The organism is Cryobacterium sp. TMN-39-2 (genome assembly GCF_004402745.1).
Lineage (GTDB): Bacteria > Actinomycetota > Actinomycetes > Actinomycetales > Microbacteriaceae > Cryobacterium > Cryobacterium zongtaii.
In genome coordinates, this window is sequence record NZ_SOFX01000042.1 from 39,515 (window position 1) to 58,082 (window position 18,568).

Annotated in this window: 17 protein-coding genes; 3 read left to right on the forward strand and 14 right to left on the reverse strand. The window is 69.7% G+C overall.

Translation table 11 applies throughout. The features are described from left to right. Nucleotides 1-11: 11 nt before the first annotated feature. From E3O57_RS15795 to E3O57_RS15825, 7 genes are all read right to left on the reverse strand, one after another. Complete coding sequence (locus E3O57_RS15795) at nt 12-314, reverse strand: putative quinol monooxygenase (RefSeq protein WP_103479922.1); 303 nt, start codon at nt 312-314, stop codon at nt 12-14. Next, a complete protein-coding gene (locus E3O57_RS15800; protein ID WP_103479921.1) occupies nt 311-1,195 on the reverse strand; it encodes an aldo/keto reductase in 885 nt (294 codons plus the stop codon). The genes E3O57_RS15795 and E3O57_RS15800 overlap by 4 nt, the downstream gene beginning before the upstream one ends. Nucleotides 1,196-1,223: 28 nt before the next feature. Further along, entirely contained in the window at nt 1,224-2,225 is a 1,002-nt protein-coding gene (locus E3O57_RS15805; protein WP_241983686.1) for an NAD-dependent epimerase/dehydratase family protein, read from the reverse strand. Beyond that, a complete protein-coding gene (locus E3O57_RS15810; protein ID WP_103479919.1) occupies nt 2,222-3,193 on the reverse strand; it encodes an aldo/keto reductase in 972 nt (323 codons plus the stop codon). The genes E3O57_RS15805 and E3O57_RS15810 overlap by 4 nt, the downstream gene beginning before the upstream one ends. Before the next feature lie 93 nt (nt 3,194-3,286). After that, on the reverse strand, nt 3,287-4,246 hold the full coding sequence (locus tag E3O57_RS15815) for a hypothetical protein (RefSeq protein ID WP_133159835.1): 960 nt from the start codon (nt 4,244-4,246) through the stop codon (nt 3,287-3,289). Between the two features lie 142 nt (nt 4,247-4,388). Next, nucleotides 4,389-5,333, reverse strand: coding sequence for a carbohydrate kinase (locus E3O57_RS15820; protein WP_103479917.1), 945 nt, complete (start codon nt 5,331-5,333; stop codon nt 4,389-4,391). 60 nt (nt 5,334-5,393) lie between these two features. Further along, complete coding sequence (locus tag E3O57_RS15825; protein ID WP_088458158.1) at nt 5,394-5,957, reverse strand: dihydrofolate reductase family protein; 564 nt, start codon at nt 5,955-5,957, stop codon at nt 5,394-5,396. A 159-nt stretch (nt 5,958-6,116) separates the two neighbouring features. On the opposite strand from E3O57_RS15825, the gene E3O57_RS15830 reads away from it, so the two are divergent. Both E3O57_RS15830 and E3O57_RS15835 read left to right on the forward strand, forming a co-directional pair. Further along, nucleotides 6,117-7,688, forward strand: coding sequence for a carboxylesterase/lipase family protein (locus tag E3O57_RS15830; protein WP_103479916.1), 1,572 nt, complete (start codon nt 6,117-6,119; stop codon nt 7,686-7,688). Nucleotides 7,689-7,865: 177 nt separating this feature from the next. Continuing rightward, the gene (locus E3O57_RS15835) at nt 7,866-8,249 is read left to right on the forward strand and encodes a cupin domain-containing protein (protein ID WP_103479915.1); all 384 of its coding nucleotides are present in this window, start codon (nt 7,866-7,868) and stop codon (nt 8,247-8,249) included. Here the strand turns inward: E3O57_RS15835 and E3O57_RS15840 are convergent. The 3 genes from E3O57_RS15840 to E3O57_RS15850 form a co-directional block, all read right to left on the reverse strand. Beyond that, the gene (locus E3O57_RS15840) at nt 8,246-8,746 is read right to left on the reverse strand and encodes a glutathione peroxidase (protein ID WP_088457584.1); all 501 of its coding nucleotides are present in this window, start codon (nt 8,744-8,746) and stop codon (nt 8,246-8,248) included. The genes E3O57_RS15835 and E3O57_RS15840 overlap by 4 nt on opposite strands. Before the next feature lie 77 nt (nt 8,747-8,823). After that, a complete protein-coding gene (locus E3O57_RS15845) occupies nt 8,824-9,696 on the reverse strand; it encodes a DUF1206 domain-containing protein (protein ID WP_088457583.1) in 873 nt (290 codons plus the stop codon). Between the two features lie 8 nt (nt 9,697-9,704). After that, nucleotides 9,705-13,055 (reverse strand): DEAD/DEAH box helicase, encoded by a 3,351-nt coding sequence (locus E3O57_RS15850; protein WP_103479914.1) that lies wholly within the window; start codon nt 13,053-13,055, stop codon nt 9,705-9,707. A 102-nt stretch (nt 13,056-13,157) separates the two neighbouring features. Here E3O57_RS15850 and E3O57_RS15855 point away from each other — a divergent pair, with 102 nt between their 5' ends. After that, a complete protein-coding gene (locus E3O57_RS15855) occupies nt 13,158-14,336 on the forward strand; it encodes a methyltransferase (protein WP_103479913.1) in 1,179 nt (392 codons plus the stop codon). A gap of 80 nt (nt 14,337-14,416) precedes the next feature. Here E3O57_RS15855 and E3O57_RS15860 read toward each other — a convergent pair whose 3' ends face one another. The 4 genes from E3O57_RS15860 to E3O57_RS15875 form a co-directional block, all read right to left on the reverse strand. After that, nucleotides 14,417-15,022 carry a histidine phosphatase family protein gene (locus tag E3O57_RS15860; RefSeq protein ID WP_088457580.1) on the reverse strand — a complete coding sequence of 202 codons (606 nt, stop codon included), beginning with the start codon at nt 15,020-15,022 and terminating at the stop codon, nt 14,417-14,419. Then, nucleotides 15,019-16,383, reverse strand: a complete 1,365-nt coding sequence (locus E3O57_RS15865) for a glycosyltransferase 87 family protein (RefSeq protein ID WP_088457579.1) — start codon at nt 16,381-16,383, stop codon at nt 15,019-15,021. The genes E3O57_RS15860 and E3O57_RS15865 overlap by 4 nt, the downstream gene beginning before the upstream one ends. Nucleotides 16,384-16,566: 183 nt before the next feature. Next, a complete protein-coding gene (locus E3O57_RS15870) occupies nt 16,567-16,929 on the reverse strand; it encodes a hypothetical protein (RefSeq protein ID WP_088457578.1) in 363 nt (120 codons plus the stop codon). Nucleotides 16,930-16,977: 48 nt separating this feature from the next. Next, complete coding sequence (locus E3O57_RS15875) at nt 16,978-18,528, reverse strand: APC family permease (RefSeq protein WP_088457577.1); 1,551 nt, start codon at nt 18,526-18,528, stop codon at nt 16,978-16,980. Between the last annotated feature and the right edge of the window lie 40 nt (nt 18,529-18,568).

The following is an 18,568-nucleotide window of genomic DNA, read 5'->3' on the forward strand; positions in this document are numbered from 1 at the left end:
CGGCTGACCGGCTAGAGGGCCAGCGGGATCCGGCCGGAGAAGACCGTCTTCACCGGCGGAGCAGCGAGAACCTCACCCAGACGACTGACACCCTCCGGCGTGGTGCGCCAGGCGGCGTAGGCGTCGTGGTCGGCGGCGGTGGCCCAGTGCTCGACGACGATCACGTGGGCGGGGTCGGCGTCGTCGACGATGACCTCGAGTCCCTCGTTTCCCGGCCAGGCGCGGGTCGCGGTGAGGACTTCGTTCAGCAGGGCCGGGACGGTCTCGAGCGCGGCCGGGTCGAGGCGCAGGTCGAGGTGCACGATGGCGGTCATGCCGTCACCGCGGCGTCGTTCAGAGCGGCCGACAGGGTGGCGAGTTCCTCGTCTGACAGGGTCAGGTCGGCTGCGCGGACCGAGTCACGGATGCTCTCGGGTCGGCTCGCACCGGGGATGGGAATCACCCGGGGCGACGCGGCCAGGTGCCAGGCCAGCGTGACGACCTGCGGGCTCACGCCGTGGGCATCCGCCACCCGCTGGAACGGCGCGAAGGCTGTGCCCAGGTCGGCGGCGGACTTGATGCCGCCCAGTGGGCTCCAGGACAGGAACGCGACGCCGAGCTCGGTGCAGAGGTCGAGCTCGGGCCGGCTGCTGAGGAACGCGGGCGAGTACTGGTTCTGCACGCTGGCGAGCCGGCCGCCGAGGATGTCGTGGGCCTCGCGGATCTGCGCCGGGTTGGCGTTGGAGATACCGGCCAGGCGGATGGTGCCGGCGTCGAGCAGGTCCCGGATGGCGCCGATCGAGTCGGCGTACGGCACCGCGGGGTCGGGCCGGTGGTGGTGGTACAGGTCGATCGCGTCGCCGCCGAGGCGCTTGAGCGAGGCTTCGGCGGCCTGCTTGAGGTACTCGGGTCGGCCGTCGACGTACCAGGTGCCGTCGCCGGGCCGCAGGTGCCCGCCCTTGGTGGCCACGATCACCCGCGACGAGTCGCCGCCCCACAAGGCGATGGCCTTTGCGATGAGCGACTCGTTGTGGCCCACCTCGTCGGCGTGCAGGTGGTACGCATCCGCGGTGTCGAACAGGGTCACGCCCTCCTCGAGGGCGGCGTGGATGGTGGCGATGGAGCGGGCTTCGTCGGGTCGGCCCTCGATCGACATGGGCATGCCGCCCAGGCCGATGGAGCTGACGGGACGGTCGCCGATGAGTCGGGTCTTCATAGGGTGTCCAATCGAGTGCTGCGGATGATCAGGAAAGAGTGGAGTGCGCGGTGACGAGCCCGTCGAGGGTGGCGTTCAGCGCCGCATCCACCACCTGCTGGTCGGGATGCGCGTCGTACCAGGCGATCGCCTCGCGGAAGCCGAGCGCGACCGGGGTGGTGCACACGAAATCGGGCACGAGTGCGGTGACCTTGCTGTTGTCGAAGATCACCGAGTGAGACCGGTCGCCCAGCAGCGGACCACTCCACTCGGGGTTGGCCGCCGCCATGGTGTCACTCGCCACGTGCACGATCTGCGGCGCCGGGGCGCCGGCGGCGCGGGCATACTCGGCGTAGATGGCGTCCCAGGGGAGGTACTCGTTCGAGGTGATGGTGAAGCTGTCGCCCACGGCCTGCGACCGGCCGAACAGGCCCACGAGCGCCTTGGCGAAGTCGGTGCTGTGGGTGAGGGTCCAGAGCGACGTGCCGTCGCCGTGCACCACCACCGGCTGACCGGTGCGCATCCGGTGGATGTCGGTCCACCCGCCGAGCAGCGCGATCTGGGTTCGGTCGTAGGTGTGCGACGGGCGGATGATGGTGACCGGGAAGCCCTGCTCCCGGTGCGCCGCCATGAGCACATCTTCGCAGGCGGCCTTGTCGCGGGAGTACGCCCAGAACGGGTTGTGCAGGGGAGTGGACTCCCGCACCGGCAGGGCGGCCGGCGGCTTCTGGTACGCCGAGGCCGAACTGATGAAGATGTACTGCCCGCAGCGGCCGGCGAACTGGGCGATGTCGGCGCGCACGTGCTCCGGGGTGAACGCCACGAAGTCCACCACCACGTCGAAACGACGCTCACCGAGCGCCGCCGCAACCGCGGCCGCGTCCCGCACGTCCACGGTGAGCACCTCAGCCGCGTCGGGAACGCTGCGCAGGGCGGACTGGCCGCGATTGAGCACGGTCAGCCGGTGGCCACGAGCCACGGCCAGCTCGGCCGCGGCCGTGCTGATCACCCCGGTGCCGCCGATGAAGAGAACACTGAGTCCGGCGCTCACCAGGCGTAGTCTTCCGGCGCGGTGCGGTAGCCGGGAAAGATCTCGTCTAGGCGATGGAGCGCGGCCTGGTCGAGCTTCAGGTCAACGGCGCGCAGGCCGGCCTCGAGCTGCTCCATGGTGCGCGGACCGATGATCGGTGCGGTCACCGCGCTCTGGTGCATCAGCCAGGCCAGGCCCAGGTCGCCGGGCTCGGTGCCGAGTTCGGCGGCGAAGTTCTCGTAGGCACCGATGGCCGCGCGGTTCTTCTCGAGCTTGTCGGCGTTGGCCCCGGAGACCCGGCGGCTGCCGTCGCGCTCCTTGCGCAGCACACCGCCGAGCAGGCCGCCGTCCAGCGGCGACCAGGGCAGGATTCCCATCCCGTTGGCCTGGGCGGCGGGGATGACCTCTCGTTCGATGTCGCGCTTGAGCAGGTTGTACAGCGACTGCTCGCTCACCAGCCCGCTGAAGTTGCGCTTGCGGGCCTCGGCCTGCGCGGTGGCGATGTGCCAACCGGCGAAGTTGCTGCTGCCGGCGTAGAGGACCTTGCCCTGCGCGACGGCGGTTTCCATGGCCTGCCAGATCTCATCCCACGGGGTGTCACGGTCCACGTGGTGAAACTGGAACAGGTCGATGTGGTCGGTCTGCAGGCGCTTCAGGCTCTCATCGAGTGAGCGGCGGATGTTGAGCGCCGACAGCTTGCCGTCATTGGGCCGGTCGGACATGGTGCCGTAGACCTTGGTGGCCAGCACGGTGTCCTCGCGCCGCTCGCCGCCCTGCGCGAACCAGCGGCCCAGGATGCTCTCGGTGGCGCCCCGGCCCTGCTTGGAGCCGTAGACGTTGGCGGTGTCGAAGAAGTTGATGCCCGCCGCCCTGGCAGCGTCCATGATGCCGAACGAGGTGGGCTCGTCGGTCTCGGGCCCGAAGTTCATGGTGCCGAGGCACAGGCGCGAAACGGACAGGCCGGAACGACCGAGGTGTGTGTATTCCATACCCTCAGGCTGCTCCGCTCGGAGCCCACTGTCCAACAGGAGAACCGGATGCGATCCAGCACTCCGCCTTCTCAATCCTGGTGAGACCGGTGCTCAGTCGGTGTCGAGGGCCCCGGGGCGGCCGGAATCACTCGGTTGCCGGCTGGCCGTGACGGCGAGCAGGTCGAGCGAGAGCCGCGGGTCCAGGCGCAGGGGCAGGTCGACGACGGCCCGGATTTCCCAGCGCACGTGCAGGTTACCGATGGACAACGACGGTGCCGGCAGGCCCGCGGGTGTTTCGACCGTGAACGGCAGATCGACCACCGTGCCGGGGGTGAGCATCCCGGCGGGGCCCACCACGACGGCGGCCGTCACGGCTTCGGTGTGCCGGTAGCCCTCGGACTCGCTGGCGTCGGGGTCGGCGACCTGGCCGGGTCCGCCCCAGACCTCCTCGCAGCGCACCAGCTGCACGCGCACGCCCCGGGTCGAGATCTCGTCGCGGGGACGCACCCGCAGGACGCCCGTGAGCGGGGTGCCGGGTTCCAGCACCCGGGAGGACAACGCGATGAACTCCAGGGCGACCTGTCCGAGGTGTTCGCCGACCGGCGGATGGCCGATGTCGGTGGCGCTGGTCTGGCCCCAGGACTGCACGTCGATCAGTCGTTCCCGCTTGATGATCTGACCACCGGCGGCATGCAGGACGCAACGCACAGACCAGCCCACGTCGATCAGGTCGCCCCGCACCGAGGCCGGGCCGTCGGTGGGAATGCTCAGGCTGCCCGACAACACCCGGGTCTGGCCGGCCGGGATTGCACCCGGCGCCGGCACCGTGACCGTGGTGAGCAGCTCGGTGGTGCGTTCGCGGGCGGGGAACACGCCGCCGTAGATGTTGCCGCGGCCGTAGGTGTAGTTGACCTTGCGGATCAGCGTCAGCTCGGCGTGCTCGATCAACGCCGGCCGGAGCGCGGTGATGCGTATGGTGACCCCCAGCGAATTACCCTCGATCACCACTCCATCCGTGGGAGTGAGTTCTACCGAGACTTGCACTGCCGTATCGGTTGTTGTGACCGCCATGTCGCACCAAACTTCCTGTTACCCGTTGCCAGAGACCCACTCAATGGGGACAACGTAGGCACAGTAAAGCCAGGGTCGCTGCAGCGTTCAAGGGGATTGACTTGCCCCACGCTGTCTGCATCGGTGCGGTGGAAGGGGCGGGTCAGCGCGCGAACAGCTCCGCCACCGTGGGCGGGTTGGCGCCCGCACGCGACACCGTGATCGCCGCGCTCGCCAGGGCGGTCTGGCCCAGGCGACCGAGGTCGGCGGCGCCGAGGGTGTTCTGCAGGATGGCCTCGGTGGCATCGTTCACGAGGATCGCGTAGAGCAGCCCCGACATGAACGAGTCACCGGCGCCGATGGTGTCGACCACGGTCACCGGATGCGCGGCCAGCTCGGCCGTGGCCCCGCCGGCCCGCAGCAGGGCGCCGTCTCCGCCTCGGGTGATGGCGAACAGGGCCACCCCGGCCGCCACGTATTCCCGGGCAATCTGGTCCAGGCTCCGCCCCGGATAGAGCCACGCGGCATCCTCGTCGCTCATTTTCACCACGTGCGCGGCCCGGGAGAGCTCTTCGACGGCTCGCACCACGTCGGCACGGCTGCCCATGATGCCGGGCCGCACATTGGGGTCGTAGCTGAGCAGGGTGCCGGCCGGGGCGCCGGTGAACGCGGTCAACACGACCCGGCCGCCGGGCTGCAGGATCGCGGCGATCGAGCCCGTGTGGATCAAGGCGCACGGGGCGGGCAGCGCCACCGATGGCAGCTCCCAGCGCAGGTCGAAGTCATAGGTGGCGGCGCCGGCCGCATCCAGGATGGCGGTGGCGCTCGAGGTGGCGCCGGTCGTGACCGACCCCGGCAGCAGGTCGACGCCGGCCGCGCGCAGGTGCCCCGCGATGATCTCGCCGAACGGGTCTGCCCCGATCTGGGTGACCAGGGTGGTCGGCACACCGAGCCGGCCGAGTCCGTACGCCACGTTCATCGGGCTGCCGCCCGCGTGACTCACCGGCTCGGCGCCCGGGCGCCGCACGATGTCGATGAGGGCCTCGCCGATGACGAGGGCGCGGGTGGATGCGGCGATCGAACGGTCAGGAGCACGGTCAGGCGTCATCGTCTGGTCCAATCTGGTGGGGCCGGGGGTGCCGGCGCAGCCCCAGATTATCGTGTGCGGTCAGTGCCGTACGCGATAGCCCAGGTACACCACGCCGTTCCGGAACGCGTACTCGTCCGTCAGCTCGAGACCGAGGTGCAGGCCGTCGGGCACGGCCTTCAGGCCGCCGCCCACCACGATGGGGGAGATGAACAGCTGCACCTCGTCGACCAGCCCGGCCGCGAAGGCCTGTGCCGCCAGGTGCGGACCGCCGATCGACAGGTTGGCGGTGGCCGAAGCCTTGAGCGCCCGCACCGCCTCCGGGTCGAAGCTGCGCTCGATGCGGGTACGCCGGCTGAGTGGTTCGGCCAGGGTCCTGGAGTAGACGATCTTCTCTGCCGCCTGCCAGATCGCGGTGTAGTCGCGCATCACGGCCGGCTGGGCGTCGTCGTTCAGGTGCATGGTTTCCCAGGCCACCATCACCTCATACAACCGCCGGCCGTACAGGTAGGTGCCCACCGAACGCTCCAGGTCATTGACGAAGGTGTGCACCTCATCGCTCGGGGTACTCCAGTCGAAGTTGCCCTCGGTGTCGGCCACATAGCCGTCCAGGGAGGTGATGAAGGTGCAGATCAGCTTGGCCATGGTGTGCTCCTCGCGCGGTGAACGGTCCACGGCGAATGCTCACCGCGGTGTGGCGCATCCATTCTGCGCGCCGGACGCCGTCGGGGCCAGACCCGGCGGCGCTCTGCGCGATAACCTCAATCGCGGTGCACCACCACCGTCTCAGTGAAAGGGCGCCCCATGAACACCGTCGAGGTCACGACAACGGCGGGGATCGTCCGCGGCGTCCGGCGCCCCGGGTCGACAGCGTTCCTCGGCATTCCCTACGCCGCCCCGCCGGTCGGGGAGCTGCGCTTCGCGGCCCCGGTGCCGCACCCGGCCTGGTCCGGCGTGCGGGATGCCGGCAGCCCCGGCGCCACCCCGCAACGCATCGACGGTGGCGACAGCACTCTGGTGCCCGAGCCCAGCTTCCCGGGCGAGTCGACGCTGAACCTGAGCGTGTTCACCCCCGACCCCGCCCCGGCGCCCGCCGGTGCCGGCCTGCCCGTGCTGGTCTACATCCACGGCGGCGGCTACACCTCCGGGTCGGCAGCGAGCCCGTGGTATGACGGCGCGAGCTTCAACCGGCACGGTGTTGTCACCGTGAACGTGTCGTACCGGCTCGGCTTCGACGGCTTCGGGTGGATCGAGGATGCGCCGCTGAACCGCGGCGTGCTCGACTGGCTGCTGGCGCTCGCGTGGGTACGCGACAACATCCAGGTCTTCGGCGGCGACCCGGCCCGGGTAACGATCGCCGGGCAATCCGCGGGCGGCGGCGCCGTGCTCACCCTGTTGACGATGCCGCGGGCGCAACCGCTGTTCGCGCTGGCCATCGTCATCTCCGGGGTGGCCACCTATCTCGTGCCCGACCAAGCGGAGCGGACCGGTCGGCGCCTGGCCGCCCTGGCCGGCGTTGCGCCCACCCGGGCGGGACTCGGGGCGCTCACCGAAAACCAGATCCTCGCCGAGCAGCCGCGGGCGACGGCCTTCGCCGCCGGCACCCCCGCCGGCCCGCTGGGCGAGATCGCGAACGCCCTCGTAGCCGGTCTCCCGTTCGGACCGGTCGTCGACGGCGACCTGGTCCCGTTGGCCACGGTCGACGCCGTGCGGGCGGGCATCGGCGCCGCCAAGCCGTTGATGCTGGGCAGCACCGACCACGAATTCAACTTCGCCATAGCCGACCTCACCGACGAGTTGGCCGGCGAAGATGCCGCGGAAGTGCTCGGCCGTCTCGGCGTCGCCGCGCCGTCGGCGCGGGCGTACGCCGCGGCGCACGACAGGCTCGGTACCGCCGAACTGCTGGGCCAGTTCGCCTCCGACCGCGCCATCCGCGGCGTCATGCTGCGGGTCGCCGAAGCGAGGGCAGAGGCCGCCACAACGGATGCGGCGCCCAGCTGGCTCTGGGCGTTCGCGTGGCGCTCGCCCACCCTCGGCGGGGCGCTGCACTGCCTCGATCTGCCGTTCTTCTTCGATGCGCTGGACGCCCCGCGGGTGGCGGCGCTGGCCGGTCCCGCCCCGTCCCAGCGGCTGGCCGACGAGGTGCACGGAGCCGCGGTGTCCTTCATCAACGACGGAGATCCCGGCTGGCCCGCCTGGACCCCGCGCGCCTGGACCACGGAGCCCGGCGACCTGGACGCACAACCGGTGCGCCGCTTCGACGACGCCCCCGCCCCCGTCGACATCAACGCCGACGCCGACGCCCCTGGCACCGGCACCGGCACCACGACGGTCGCCGCCACGTATGCCGACGCCCGCCTGGCGTTCGGTTCCTAGCCGCCCACCTCAACCACTATTGGATGGGGAACAGTCGGTGCTCGCTCACGGAGATCCGAGCCCGGGCTTTCAGGCCTCGCCAGGTGGGTTTAGTCTGGCTCGGTCACGTGCCAGGCACGTCAGGGTGGGCCGCGTGTCCGACCTTCTTGATGGGCCCGCCAGAGTTGGGAAGACACCATGGCCACCACTGCGCACACCCTGCAGGTCAAGTCGCACAGCACGCCTGACGAGCGTCGCGCGCCGGAGAAGACTCTGCTGGAACTGAACCACCTGGACGAGTTCTCGGTCGGCCGTATGACGATGCAGCCGGGCTGGACGTGGGCCGACAACATCAAGCCGACGGTGAACACCGATTCCTGTCGCCTCCTGCACGTGGGCTACTGCCTGTCGGGCACCCTGGAGGTCATGCTCGACGACGGGGCCACGGCCACCATCACCGTCGGCGATTCCTACCTCATTCCGTCCGGGCACAACGCCTGGGTGGTCGGCGACGAACCGTATGTGGCCATCGAGATGCACAGCGCGGCGTCCTACGGGGTGCCGAACTCCGAGAACGGTTAGGCGGCGGGCTTCAGCTCCGCCAGGCCGGACTCGATAGCCGCGATGACCTCGGGGGAGTCGGGCAGGGTGGTCGGGCGGAACCGCTGGACCGCACCGGAGGGCGATATCACGAACTTCTCGAAGTTCCACTTGACCTTGCCGGCCTTGCCCGCGCCATCCGGCGTTTGGGTGAGCTCGGCGTAGAGCGGATGCTGGGAGCCACCGTTCACCTTCGTCTTCTCCATCAGCGGGAAGGTGACGCCGTAGGTGGTGGAGCAGAATTCGGCGATCTTCTCGCTCGATCCGGTCTCGCCGAGGGCGAACTGGTTGCAGGGGAAGCCGAGCACTGTGAAGCCCTGGTCGGCGTACGTGCGCTGCAGCTGTTCGAGGGTCTCGTACTGCGGTGTCAGGCCGCAGCGGGAGGCGACGTTGACCACGAGCACAACCTTGTCGGCGTACTCGGCCAGCGAGGTGGTGGAGCCGTCGGCGGCGGTGAGGGGGATCTCGCGAATGTCCATGCCCACAGAGTACTTCGAAATTGAAGCAGATCGTCGGGCCCTCATCCAACTCTCAGCCTGACTGCGCTGTTCGGCTGTTAGTGCCGCAGGAACGCCGCCCGGGCCACCAGGTACAGTCCGAAAGCGATCAGGCCCGCAGCGACGACGTTGAGCAGGATCGGGCCCGATTGCAGGGTGAGCAGGTAGCGCAGCCCGGCGTCCAGGCCACCCACCCAGCGCACATCGGCGAACACGGCGGCGGCGAGCAGTAGCCCGCCGGTGACCAGGAACGCGATCCCCTTGGTGACGTGGCCGAACACTCCCAGGCCGAGCACGATGACCTTGGTGGGCCCCCAGAGGTAGCGCAGCTCCTCGCGGAAGTTGCGTCGCAGACCACGCCAGACGAGGCCGCCGCCGATGATGGCCACGGTGCTGCCCACGACCAGCAGCAGGAACAGGCCCACGGGGCTCTCCACGATGGCGTCGTCGGCGCGCCGCACCGTCTCGGCGCCGCCGGCCCTGGCGCCGAGCGCGACCGCGAACGTGACGGTGCCCAGCAGCGCGAAGCCGAGGGCCTTGCCGACGTTGAGGCAGCGGCGGAACACGAGGACCCGTCGATTGGGCGCCACGCTGAACGCGGCGTTGGTGCCCTGCCAGAGCGCCAGGCCCCACAACGACACCGTCGACAACCAGAGCACGGCAATGCCGCCGGGGCCGTTGGCGATGGCGCTCAGCGCGCCGAGCTGGTCGGCTTCGCCGGGCTGGCCGTTCGCGATGCGCAGGCCGATTCCTCCGATCAGGGCGTGCACCAGGCCGTTGGCGAGCAGCCCGAGCCGGGCGGAGGCCCGCACCGACCGGCTGCGGTGGGCGCGCCGAGCGGCCTGCTTGAGCCGCTCGCGGGCCTCGACGGCCTGGTCGACGGCGTGATCGACAGCCTGGTCGGCCGCCGGGCCGGCGGGAATATCGGTCACGTCCGGCGCTACTCGAGCAGTTCGCGGATGTCGGAGGCTGTGAGCCCCTGGCCGGTTCCCTGGGCGCCGCCATCGGTCATGACGCTGTCGAAGAGTTTGGCCTTGACGGCCTTGAGCGCCATCACCTTCTCCTCGATCGTGTCGGTGGCCACCAGACGGTAGACCATCACGTTCTTGGTCTGGCCGATGCGGTGTGCCCGGTCAACGGCCTGCGCCTCGGCGGCGGGGTTCCACCAGGGGTCGAGCAGGATGCAGTAGTCGGCCTCGGTGAGGTTGAGGCCGAAGCCACCGGCCTTGAGGCTGATCAGGAACACCGAGGTGTCGCCGTTCTTGAACCCGTCGATCGCCGCGGCCCGGTTGCGGGTGCGCCCGTCCAGGTAGGAGTAAGTCACGCCGGCGGCGTCGAGGCGGGTGCGCACCTTGGCGAGATAGCCGGTGAACTGGCTGAAGATCAGAGTGCGGTGCCCCTCGGCGACGACGTCTTCGAGTAGCTCCATGAGCACATCCAGCTTGCTCGAGGGGATGTCGGCGTACTTGTCGTCGTACAGGCTCGCATCCAGGCTGAGCTGGCGCAGCATGGTGATCGACCGGAAGATCTCGAACCGGTTCTGGTTGAGGTCGCCGAGCAGTCCGAGCACCTTCTGCCGTTCGCGCTGCAGGTGCATCTGATACACCCGGCGGTGGCGCGGGTGCAGTTCGAGTTCGAGCACCTGCTCCTGCTTGGCGGGCAGGTCGCTGGCCACCTGGTCCTTGGTGCGGCGCAGCATGAACGGGCGGATGCGCCGGCGCAGCTGGCCGAGCCTGTCACCGTCGGCTTGCGTCTCGATGGGCCGCTGGTAGTAGTCGGAGAAGCGGGCGGCGCTGGGGAACAGGCCGGGGGCGGTGATCGAGAGCAGCGACCACAGTTCCATCAGGTTGTTCTCCAGCGGCGTGCCGGTGATGGCGAGCTTGAACGGGGCCTGCAGCCGCTTGGCACACTGGTGCGCCCTGGACTTGTGGTTCTTCACGAACTGGGCCTCGTCGAGCAGCAGGCCCGCCCAGCTGACGGCGTCGTACTCGTCGAAATCGAGCCTGAACAGGGTGTACGAGGTGATCACGACATCCGCCGTGGTCACGGCCTCGGCCAGAGACGCACCGCGCTTGGCGGTGGTCTCGGTGATCGCGGCGACCGAGAGGCCGGGGGCGAACCTGGCGCACTCGGTGGCCCAGTTGTGCACCACGCTGGTGGGCGCGACGACCAGGAACGGGCGGCGTTCGCTCTGTCGTTCGCGGGCGTCGACGATGAGAGCGATGGCCTGCAGGGTCTTGCCCAGGCCCATGTCGTCGGCGAGGACGCCGCCGAGGCCGGTGTCGTAGAGGAAGCCGAGCCAGTCGAACCCGGTCTGCTGGTAGGGCCGGAGCGATGCCTGCACGGCGGCGGGCAGCTCCCGGTGCGCGATCGTGGCGCCGTCGGCGAGGCCGGCGAGGGTGTCACGCCAGGCGGCGGCCTCGGCTTCGGCACTGCCGAGGTCCTGCAGTTCCTCCCAGAGGTCGGACTGGGCCCGGTTGATGCGCAGCGAGTCGTTCGGGGAGTCCTGCAGGCCGCGGGCCTCTTCGATGAGGTGGCGCAGCTGTTGCAGTTCGGGCCGGTCCAGGCTGAAGTAGGTGCCGTCCGGCAGGATCATCAGTTCCTGGCCGGTGGCCAGGGCCCTGAAGACCTCGTCGAAGGGCACATCCTCGCCGTCGACGGTGACCCGCACCGAGAGGTCGAACCAGTCCCGGCTCTCGGCCCGCGCCGAGGTGGCGAAGGTGAGGGTGGGCGGCTCGGCGGCCTCGCGGTACTCCGGGGCGTCGCCGACGAACTGCACGAGCAGGTCGTCCGTGGCCTCGAGCACCGGCAGCACGGCCTCGAGGAACTCGATCATGCGGGCGCCGTCGAGGGTGGCGTCGGCGCGCAGGATGCCCGGGGAATCGGCAGCGCCGGCTGAACCGGTCAGCTCCGCGGCGAACAAGGCCGGCTGGTGGGCGGGGAATCCCGCGAATATGCCGCTGACGGCATGCAGGATGCGGGCCTCGTCGGCCGTGTCCCGGTAGCCGGCCGGGGCGTCGTCGGTGGCCGGGCCGTGCAGGGGCGCGATGGCCGGGGCGCCCGAGGCGCCGGCACCGCCGGTGTACTGCCACTCCCAGTGCAAGCCGATGCGGGCATCCGCGTGGGCGATGATCGACAGGGCCAGCACCGGGCGGGCGGTGTCGGGCAGGTCGAACGACTCGTCGGTGCTGATCAGCGAGAGCTGGCCGCGCAGGAACGGGTAGAAGTCGGCGAGGAAGACGTTCTCCTCGTCGGGCGGAATCGTGATGGGGGTGTGCGCCGAGGCGAGAACCCGCAGGTCGCGGCCGAGCTGGCGCGCGAGGGGGGCGATGGTGAGGCGCACGTCGGTGCTGGTGGTCGTCCAGGTGAACAGGCCGTGCGCCGGGTCACCGATGTAGCCCAGGGCGCTGCGGTCGAGCAACTGGCCGCCGAGGGAGACGGTGGGGGAGAGGGTGAGGCCGCCGTGGTCGCGGCGGATGTCGAGCGACAGTTCGGCGGGTTCGTCCGAGACCGTCACCGGCTCCTGTCCGGGTGTGGTGCCGATGAAGGGGATGCCGGCCTCGCGGGCCTCGCCGAGCAGACCCCAGAGGGCGCGGTTGGCGAACCCGTCCAGGTGCAGCCACGGGTCGGTGGTCACGTGGTAACGCTGGCCGGAGGAGTAGAGCTCGAAGATGGCGGAGAGCACCAGCAACTGGGCGCGGTTGAGCATGCCGCGGGAGTAGGAGAGGTTGTCCCAGGTGAGGTTGCCGCGGATCCACTTGCCCTTCTTGCCGCGCACCATCGGGCGCACGCCCAGGCGGGCGAGCGACACGCTCGGGGCGGGCAGCCGCGCGGCGCGCGGCGGCGGCAGTAACTCGAACTGCAGGGCGAGGGCGGTGCCCGTCGGCGGCTCGGCCTCCGGCGCCCTGGTGAGCGGTGCCAGGGCACTCTGCCAGGTGGCGGGGGCACTGGTGTGGGGACGCTGGGAATCTGCCGAGCGTGCACGGGCGAGGTCGGCGGCCGTGGACCGGCTGGCCAGCAGCAGTGCGACGACGTGCTTGCAGTTCAGGCCCATCGGGCAGCTGCAGGTGCCGGATGCGCGCACCACGGTGCCGTTGGAATCCTGCTGAAATGTCACGGTGACGTCATAGGGTCGGGCCTGGGTGCCGCCGACGGTGCCGAGCAGGCGGCTGCCGCCCAGCTGCCAGACCTGGTCTTCAACCCGGCCCTCCTTGGCGTAACGCACCCCACGCGAATATGCCTGTGGCCCGACGAGGCGCGCGATCTGCAGATCGCTGAGGTTGTGGGCCATAAGGTGCGGTGTCCGTGACGGTTGGGTGAAGGGGTCTCTTATTGTCCCACGCCGCACCGGCCTCGCTGAGCCGTTCGAGTCCCTGGCGGCTATTCTGAGCGGATGCCTGACTTTCCTTTCGAGCGCCTGCGCCGCTGGCCCGATGTCGAGGCGACCAATCTTTTCGCCGTCGACGCGAGCGACCGGCTGATCCTGGACGAGGCCGCGGCGGGACTGGCCACGGCCGGTGTCGGCGAGGTCGTGGTGCTCGAGGACCACTACGGTGCCCTGACGCTCGCGGCGGTGGCGCAGCTGACCGCGCGGCTGGGAGCGCAGCCTGAGGTGCGCGTCTACCAGGACGCGCTCTCCGGCGAACACGCCCTCGATCACAACGCGGCCGATCTGGCGAGCAGCGTGCCCGATCTGGCCGGCCTCACCGGGGCGTACCGGCATGTGCAGCTGGGCGCCGAGCTGTTCACCGGGGCCCGCCTGGTGCTGCTGCAGCTGCCGCGCAGCCTGGCCGCCCTCGACGAGCTGGCCGGCACCATCGCCCGCTTCGCCGCCCCCGACGTGACCGTGGTCGCCGGTGGCCGCATCAAGCACATGACTGTGGCCATGAACGAGGTGCTGCGCCGGCACTTCGGCGAGCTGCACGTCACGCCGGCGCGGCAGAAGTCGCGTGTCCTGATCATTACGCAGCCGACGGTCTCGGACAGCACTGACCAGGCCGGCCCGGCGTGGCCGCGTACGGTCGAGCACCCCGACCTGGGTCTCACCGTCTGCGCCCACGGCGCCGCCTTCGCCGGCACCACCATCGACATCGGCACCCGCTACCTGCTCGAATTCCTCGACCGCATGAAGCCGGATGCCGTCACCGCCGTCGACCTGGGCTGCGGTACCGGGGTGCTCGCGGCCGCCCTCGCCCAGCGTCGCCCCGGCCTGCAGCTGGTGGCGAGCGACCAGTCCGCCGCGGCCGTCGCCTCCGCCTTGGCCACCATGTCGGCCAACGGCGTAATGGATCGGGTGCGGGTGCTGCGCGACGACGCGCTGAGCGCGCAACCCGACGCGTCCGCCGAGCTGATCCTGCTGAACCCGCCGTTCCACATCGGGTCGTCGGTGCACGCCGGCATCGCCCTGAAGCTCTTCGAGGATGCGGCCAGAGTCCTGCGCCCCGGCGGCGAATTGTGGACCGTGTGGAACACCCACCTCGGCTATCGCCCCGCCCTCACCCGCATCGTGGGACCGACCCATCAGGTCGGCCGCAACACCAAGTTCACCGTGACGGTGTCCACCCGTCGCTAGCCGGTCAGGCAGCCGCACCTGTTGCCCATGCGGACATATGCGCCCGGTGTGCCGGGACCATTTGTCCGCAGCGGGAACAGTTAGCCGGCGAGGGCCACGGCGTCGGCCTCGAGCGGCTCGTTGTTGATGACGGATGCGGTCCAGCCGGCCTCGGGGCTGAACTGCACGACCGACATTGCCGCGTTCAGGATCGGCGGGATGTCCCGCTCGAGGGCGGCCATCAGGCTGAGGCGAATCAGGGTGCCGTGGCAGACGACGATGATGCGGGCGCCCGGGTAGTCCTCGGCGAGCTGGCGCAGCGCACCAAGGCCGCGGTTGGACACGCTGAGCGCCGCCTCGGCACCACGGAAGCTGCCGGAGTCGCCGTCGGCCCGCAGGGCGTCGAGCGTGGGTCCGGCGGAGAGCCCCTCCGCCGGTCCGTAGTTGCGCTCGACGAGGCCGGGCAGGTGGCGGGTCACCTCGAGGTCCAGGTCCGCGGCGATGATGTCGGCCGTCTCGGCCGCACGGGACAGCGGCGATGCCACGACGAAGTCCCATTCGTACTGCGAGAGCGGTGCGACCGCCTCCGTGGCCTGGCCCCGGCCCACGTCGTTGAGGGGCACATCGGTGGCCCCCTGGATGCGCCCGATGGCGTTCCAATCGGTCTGGCCGTGGCGGACGAGGGCGAAGGTCGTTGTAGCAGTCACCTCCCTATTCTGCCTCGTGTGGCCGGGTCGCCCCGCAAACTGGTGGCGTCAGCGGGTGGCCAGGCCACGCGCTCCGGCGCGCTGACGCCCGATACGGATGCCGGCGAGCTCGCGAAGGCCGTGCGCCACAGGGCCAGGACCGACCAGCCGAGCAGCACCACGAGCAGAGCGTTGCGCACGGTGAGCAGCAGGATCGCACCGGCATCCCCGTGCACCAGGGGCAGGTAGAAGATCGGGAAGATCAGGGTGGTCAACCCGCCGATCACGATCGTGAGATAGGCCGGCACCCGCCAGACAACCCAGTCGTGGGCCACGCCGACGGCCACGACCGGGGCGATCCACAGCATGTACTGCGGCGAACCCACCTTGTTGAGCACCACGAACGTGGTCACCAGGGCCAATGCGCCCAGAAGCACCAGCTGGGCGTTGTCGCGGCTGCGACGCAGGGCCAGCAGGAGCAGAACGAAGATGCCGGCGATGACCAGGAACATCAGCGGGGTCATGGCGGCCGCCACGAAGCCGGCGCCGGGGCCGCTCACTTCGCGGGTGGCGATGGCGTGGTTCTGGTAGATCGTGGTGCCGTGCTGGCCCATCGCGGCCAGCCACACCCACGGGGTCGTCACCGGCGCCTCGAGCTGCAGGGCCCGGTCGGATTGCATGGTGACGAAGCCGGTCAGAAACCGCAGGCCTCCGGCCGCCCAGACGGCGCCGGCGATACCGGCCGTGATCACTCCGCCGGTGACGACCACGCTCACCCGGCGCCGGCTCGCCGCCACGACGGCGAGCAGCACCGCGGCCGGCCAGACCTTGATCCAGGTCGCCGCGGTGAGCAGGGCGGCGGCCAGCACGGGGCGGCGGGCCACCAGCACCAGGCCCATGATCACCAGTGGGGCGCTGAGCCCCTCGAGGCGCAGCAGTCCGACGGGGCTGAGCAGCAGGCTGAAGGCCAGCCAGAACCAGGCCGCCCGGTAGCCGGCCCGATCGCGGCCCCAGTCGGTGAGGATGCCGATGGCCGCGGCGTTGAGGGCCCCGGTCATCACGAACCAGAGCAGTTGGTACAGCAGTGGGCCGGCCGCATCCGCCAGCACGATCGGCACGATCGCGCCGATGGGATACACCCACTCGACGTCGATGCCCTGCCACACGCCGTTGGCCAGCGCCTGCTCGGCCCAGACCCGATAGAGCGGCAGGTCGCCCAGCACCCGGCCGGTGAGGATGGTCGGCAGCAGCGCGAACAGGAAGAGCAGGTGCAGCCCGAGGAAGCCGAGCAGCAGGGTGCGGGGACTCCGAAGCCAATCCCGCCTGGCGGGGGTGAGCAGCCTGGCCAGGCGGTGATCGACCAGTTCCACAAAATACGACATCGCACACGTCACTTTCCACAGTCAGACCTTGTGAAGCCGATCACTGGGGAGTGTACGAATCGAAGGTGAAAGGGAAACAACCAGAAGCTGTCCGGGAGGGGCGGCCGCCTGAGAGTGTGTTCAGCGAGGTGAGCGGATGGTGCCGGTCGGGCGGCTCAACTGCGCCGCAGCGGACCTCGGCACCTACATCGGAGCATGCTCAGAGAATTCGATGGCCTGCTGCACCGAGTCGATCCCGAGCACCAAGCACAACCAGACAGATGACAGCGCCAGAACCAGGATGACTGTCGCGGTCGTGGTCCGCCGCGCCTCACGTGGTTCGGCACGCGCGGACAAGACCGATGCCGCGGCAGCCAGCGCCGGAATCACCAGCGACACAACCATGACCCCGACAAGGCCGGGAACCCGAGCGGCGTAATAGGAGCTCGGATAATCGTCGGGGTCAAAATTGAACCCGGCGACACCGGCAATGAATGTCGATGCCAGCGACAGGCAGAACAGCACGAGAGCCCAGCCCAGCCAGGTGTCACCGCTCCACTTCCCCATGGCAGACAGTCAACCACGGCCGGAACGGCGCCGATCCCGAGACAAGACTCACGCGTCGCGGGAGGTGCCCTTGGTCAGGGTCTTGCCCTGGAAGAAGGCCGGGTCGACCCTGCGCATGATGAGCATCAGGACGATGCCGGTGAGGAAGAGGACCATCGCGAGGATGAACACCAGGCCGACGCCGCCGATCTCCGAGCCGCTGCCGTAGTCGGGATTGGTGCTGTCGATCAGGGTCGTGGCGAAGATCACGGCCAGGATGATGCCGCCCAGCAGCGGGGCGAGCAGCTTGAGCAGGAACGCCCGGGTGCTGGAGAACACCTCGCGGCGGAAGAACCAGACGCAGGCGAACGCCGTGACGCCGTAGTAGAAGCAGATCATGATGCCCAGGGTGAGGATGGTGTCGGTGAGCACATCGGTGCTCAGCACCCGCATCACCGCGTAGAACCCCCAGGCCACCACACCGGCGATCACGGTCGCGAAACCCGGCGACTTGAACCGCGGGCTGATCGAGGCGAACCGCTTGGGGAACGCTCGGTAGTGGCCCATCGAGAGCATCGTGCGGGCCGGGCCCACGAAGGTGGACTGCAGCGAGGCCGCCGAACTGGACAGCACGGCCAGCGACATCAGGATCGCGAACGGGCCCATCACCGGGCCGGCCAGCGCCGCGAAGACGTTGCCCTGGATGTCTTCGTTGCCCAGCCCCAGCTCGCCGGTGCCGACACCGGAGAACATCAGCGCCGACACCGCGACCAGGATGTACAGCACGAAGATGATGCCCACCGTGAGGGTCGCCGCCCGGCCAGGCGTCCGGGCCGGGTCCTTGGTCTCCTCGTTCATGGTGAGCGTGACGTCCCAGCCCCAGTAGATGAAGATCGACAGCGACACCCCGGCGGCGAATGCCGAGAACGACGGGGTGAGGAACGGGTTGAACCAGCTGGCGCTGAAGCCGAGGGCGTCGAACGCGGTGCCGTCGGAGAAGTGGATGAGCGCCGCGACGCTGAACCAGATCAACACGAGCAGCTGGAATGCGACGAGCACGTACTGCACCATCTTGGTGGCCTCCATGCCCCGATAGGAGACGTAACAGGCGCCGACCATGAAGACCAGACAGGTGAAGATGTTGATCCAGACGTTGCCGGCCAGGTCGGCCAGGCCGGGGTTGTCGAACAGCTGCGCGAGCATCAGGTAGAAGAAGTCCACGGCCACCCCGGCGAGGTTGGACAGCACCACCACCGTGGCCACGATCAGACCCCAGCCACCCATCCAGCCCAGCCACGGCCCGAACGCGCGGGTCGCCCAGGTGAACGAGGTGCCGGCATCCGGCATGGCGTTGTTGAGTTCGCGGTAGCCGAGCGCCACGAGCAGCATCGGGATGAAGCCGACCATGAAGATCCCCGGCATCTGGGTGCCCACGGCCGCGACGGTGGGGCCGAGCGAGGCGGTGAGAGTGTACGCGGGGGCGATGCAGGAGATGCCGATCACGGTGGCGCCGAGGAGGCCCACGCTGCCGGCACTCAGGCCCTTGGCGGACAGACCGCCGGCGCTGGATGAGGTGGAGGTGGTGGCCGGCGTGGCGCCGGAGGCGGATGACTGTGCCATGAACCTGTCCTTTGGTCGGATCAGCTACGGGTCGAAATCA

Coding starts and splice junctions, on each gene's coding strand:
- E3O57_RS15810 (WP_103479919.1), bottom strand. CDS start 3,193: ATGGAATACACACACCTCGGTCGTTCCGGCCTGTCCGTTTCGCGCCTG.
- E3O57_RS15875 (WP_088457577.1), bottom strand. CDS start 18,528: ATGGCACAGTCATCCGCCTCCGGCGCCACGCCGGCCACCACCTCCACC.
- E3O57_RS15835 (WP_103479915.1), top strand. CDS start 7,866: ATGGCCACCACTGCGCACACCCTGCAGGTCAAGTCGCACAGCACGCCT.
- E3O57_RS15855 (WP_103479913.1), top strand. CDS start 13,158: ATGCCTGACTTTCCTTTCGAGCGCCTGCGCCGCTGGCCCGATGTCGAG.
- E3O57_RS15850 (WP_103479914.1), bottom strand. CDS start 13,055: ATGGCCCACAACCTCAGCGATCTGCAGATCGCGCGCCTCGTCGGGCCA.
- E3O57_RS15825 (WP_088458158.1), bottom strand. CDS start 5,957: ATGGCCAAGCTGATCTGCACCTTCATCACCTCCCTGGACGGCTATGTG.
- E3O57_RS15795 (WP_103479922.1), bottom strand. CDS start 314: ATGACCGCCATCGTGCACCTCGACCTGCGCCTCGACCCGGCCGCGCTC.
- E3O57_RS15865 (WP_088457579.1), bottom strand. CDS start 16,383: ATGTCGTATTTTGTGGAACTGGTCGATCACCGCCTGGCCAGGCTGCTC.
- E3O57_RS15815 (WP_133159835.1), bottom strand. CDS start 4,246: ATGGCGGTCACAACAACCGATACGGCAGTGCAAGTCTCGGTAGAACTC.
- E3O57_RS15830 (WP_103479916.1), top strand. CDS start 6,117: ATGAACACCGTCGAGGTCACGACAACGGCGGGGATCGTCCGCGGCGTC.
- E3O57_RS15870 (WP_088457578.1), bottom strand. CDS start 16,929: ATGGGGAAGTGGAGCGGTGACACCTGGCTGGGCTGGGCTCTCGTGCTG.
- E3O57_RS15800 (WP_103479921.1), bottom strand. CDS start 1,195: ATGAAGACCCGACTCATCGGCGACCGTCCCGTCAGCTCCATCGGCCTG.
- E3O57_RS15840 (WP_088457584.1), bottom strand. CDS start 8,746: ATGGACATTCGCGAGATCCCCCTCACCGCCGCCGACGGCTCCACCACC.
- E3O57_RS15820 (WP_103479917.1), bottom strand. CDS start 5,333: ATGACGCCTGACCGTGCTCCTGACCGTTCGATCGCCGCATCCACCCGC.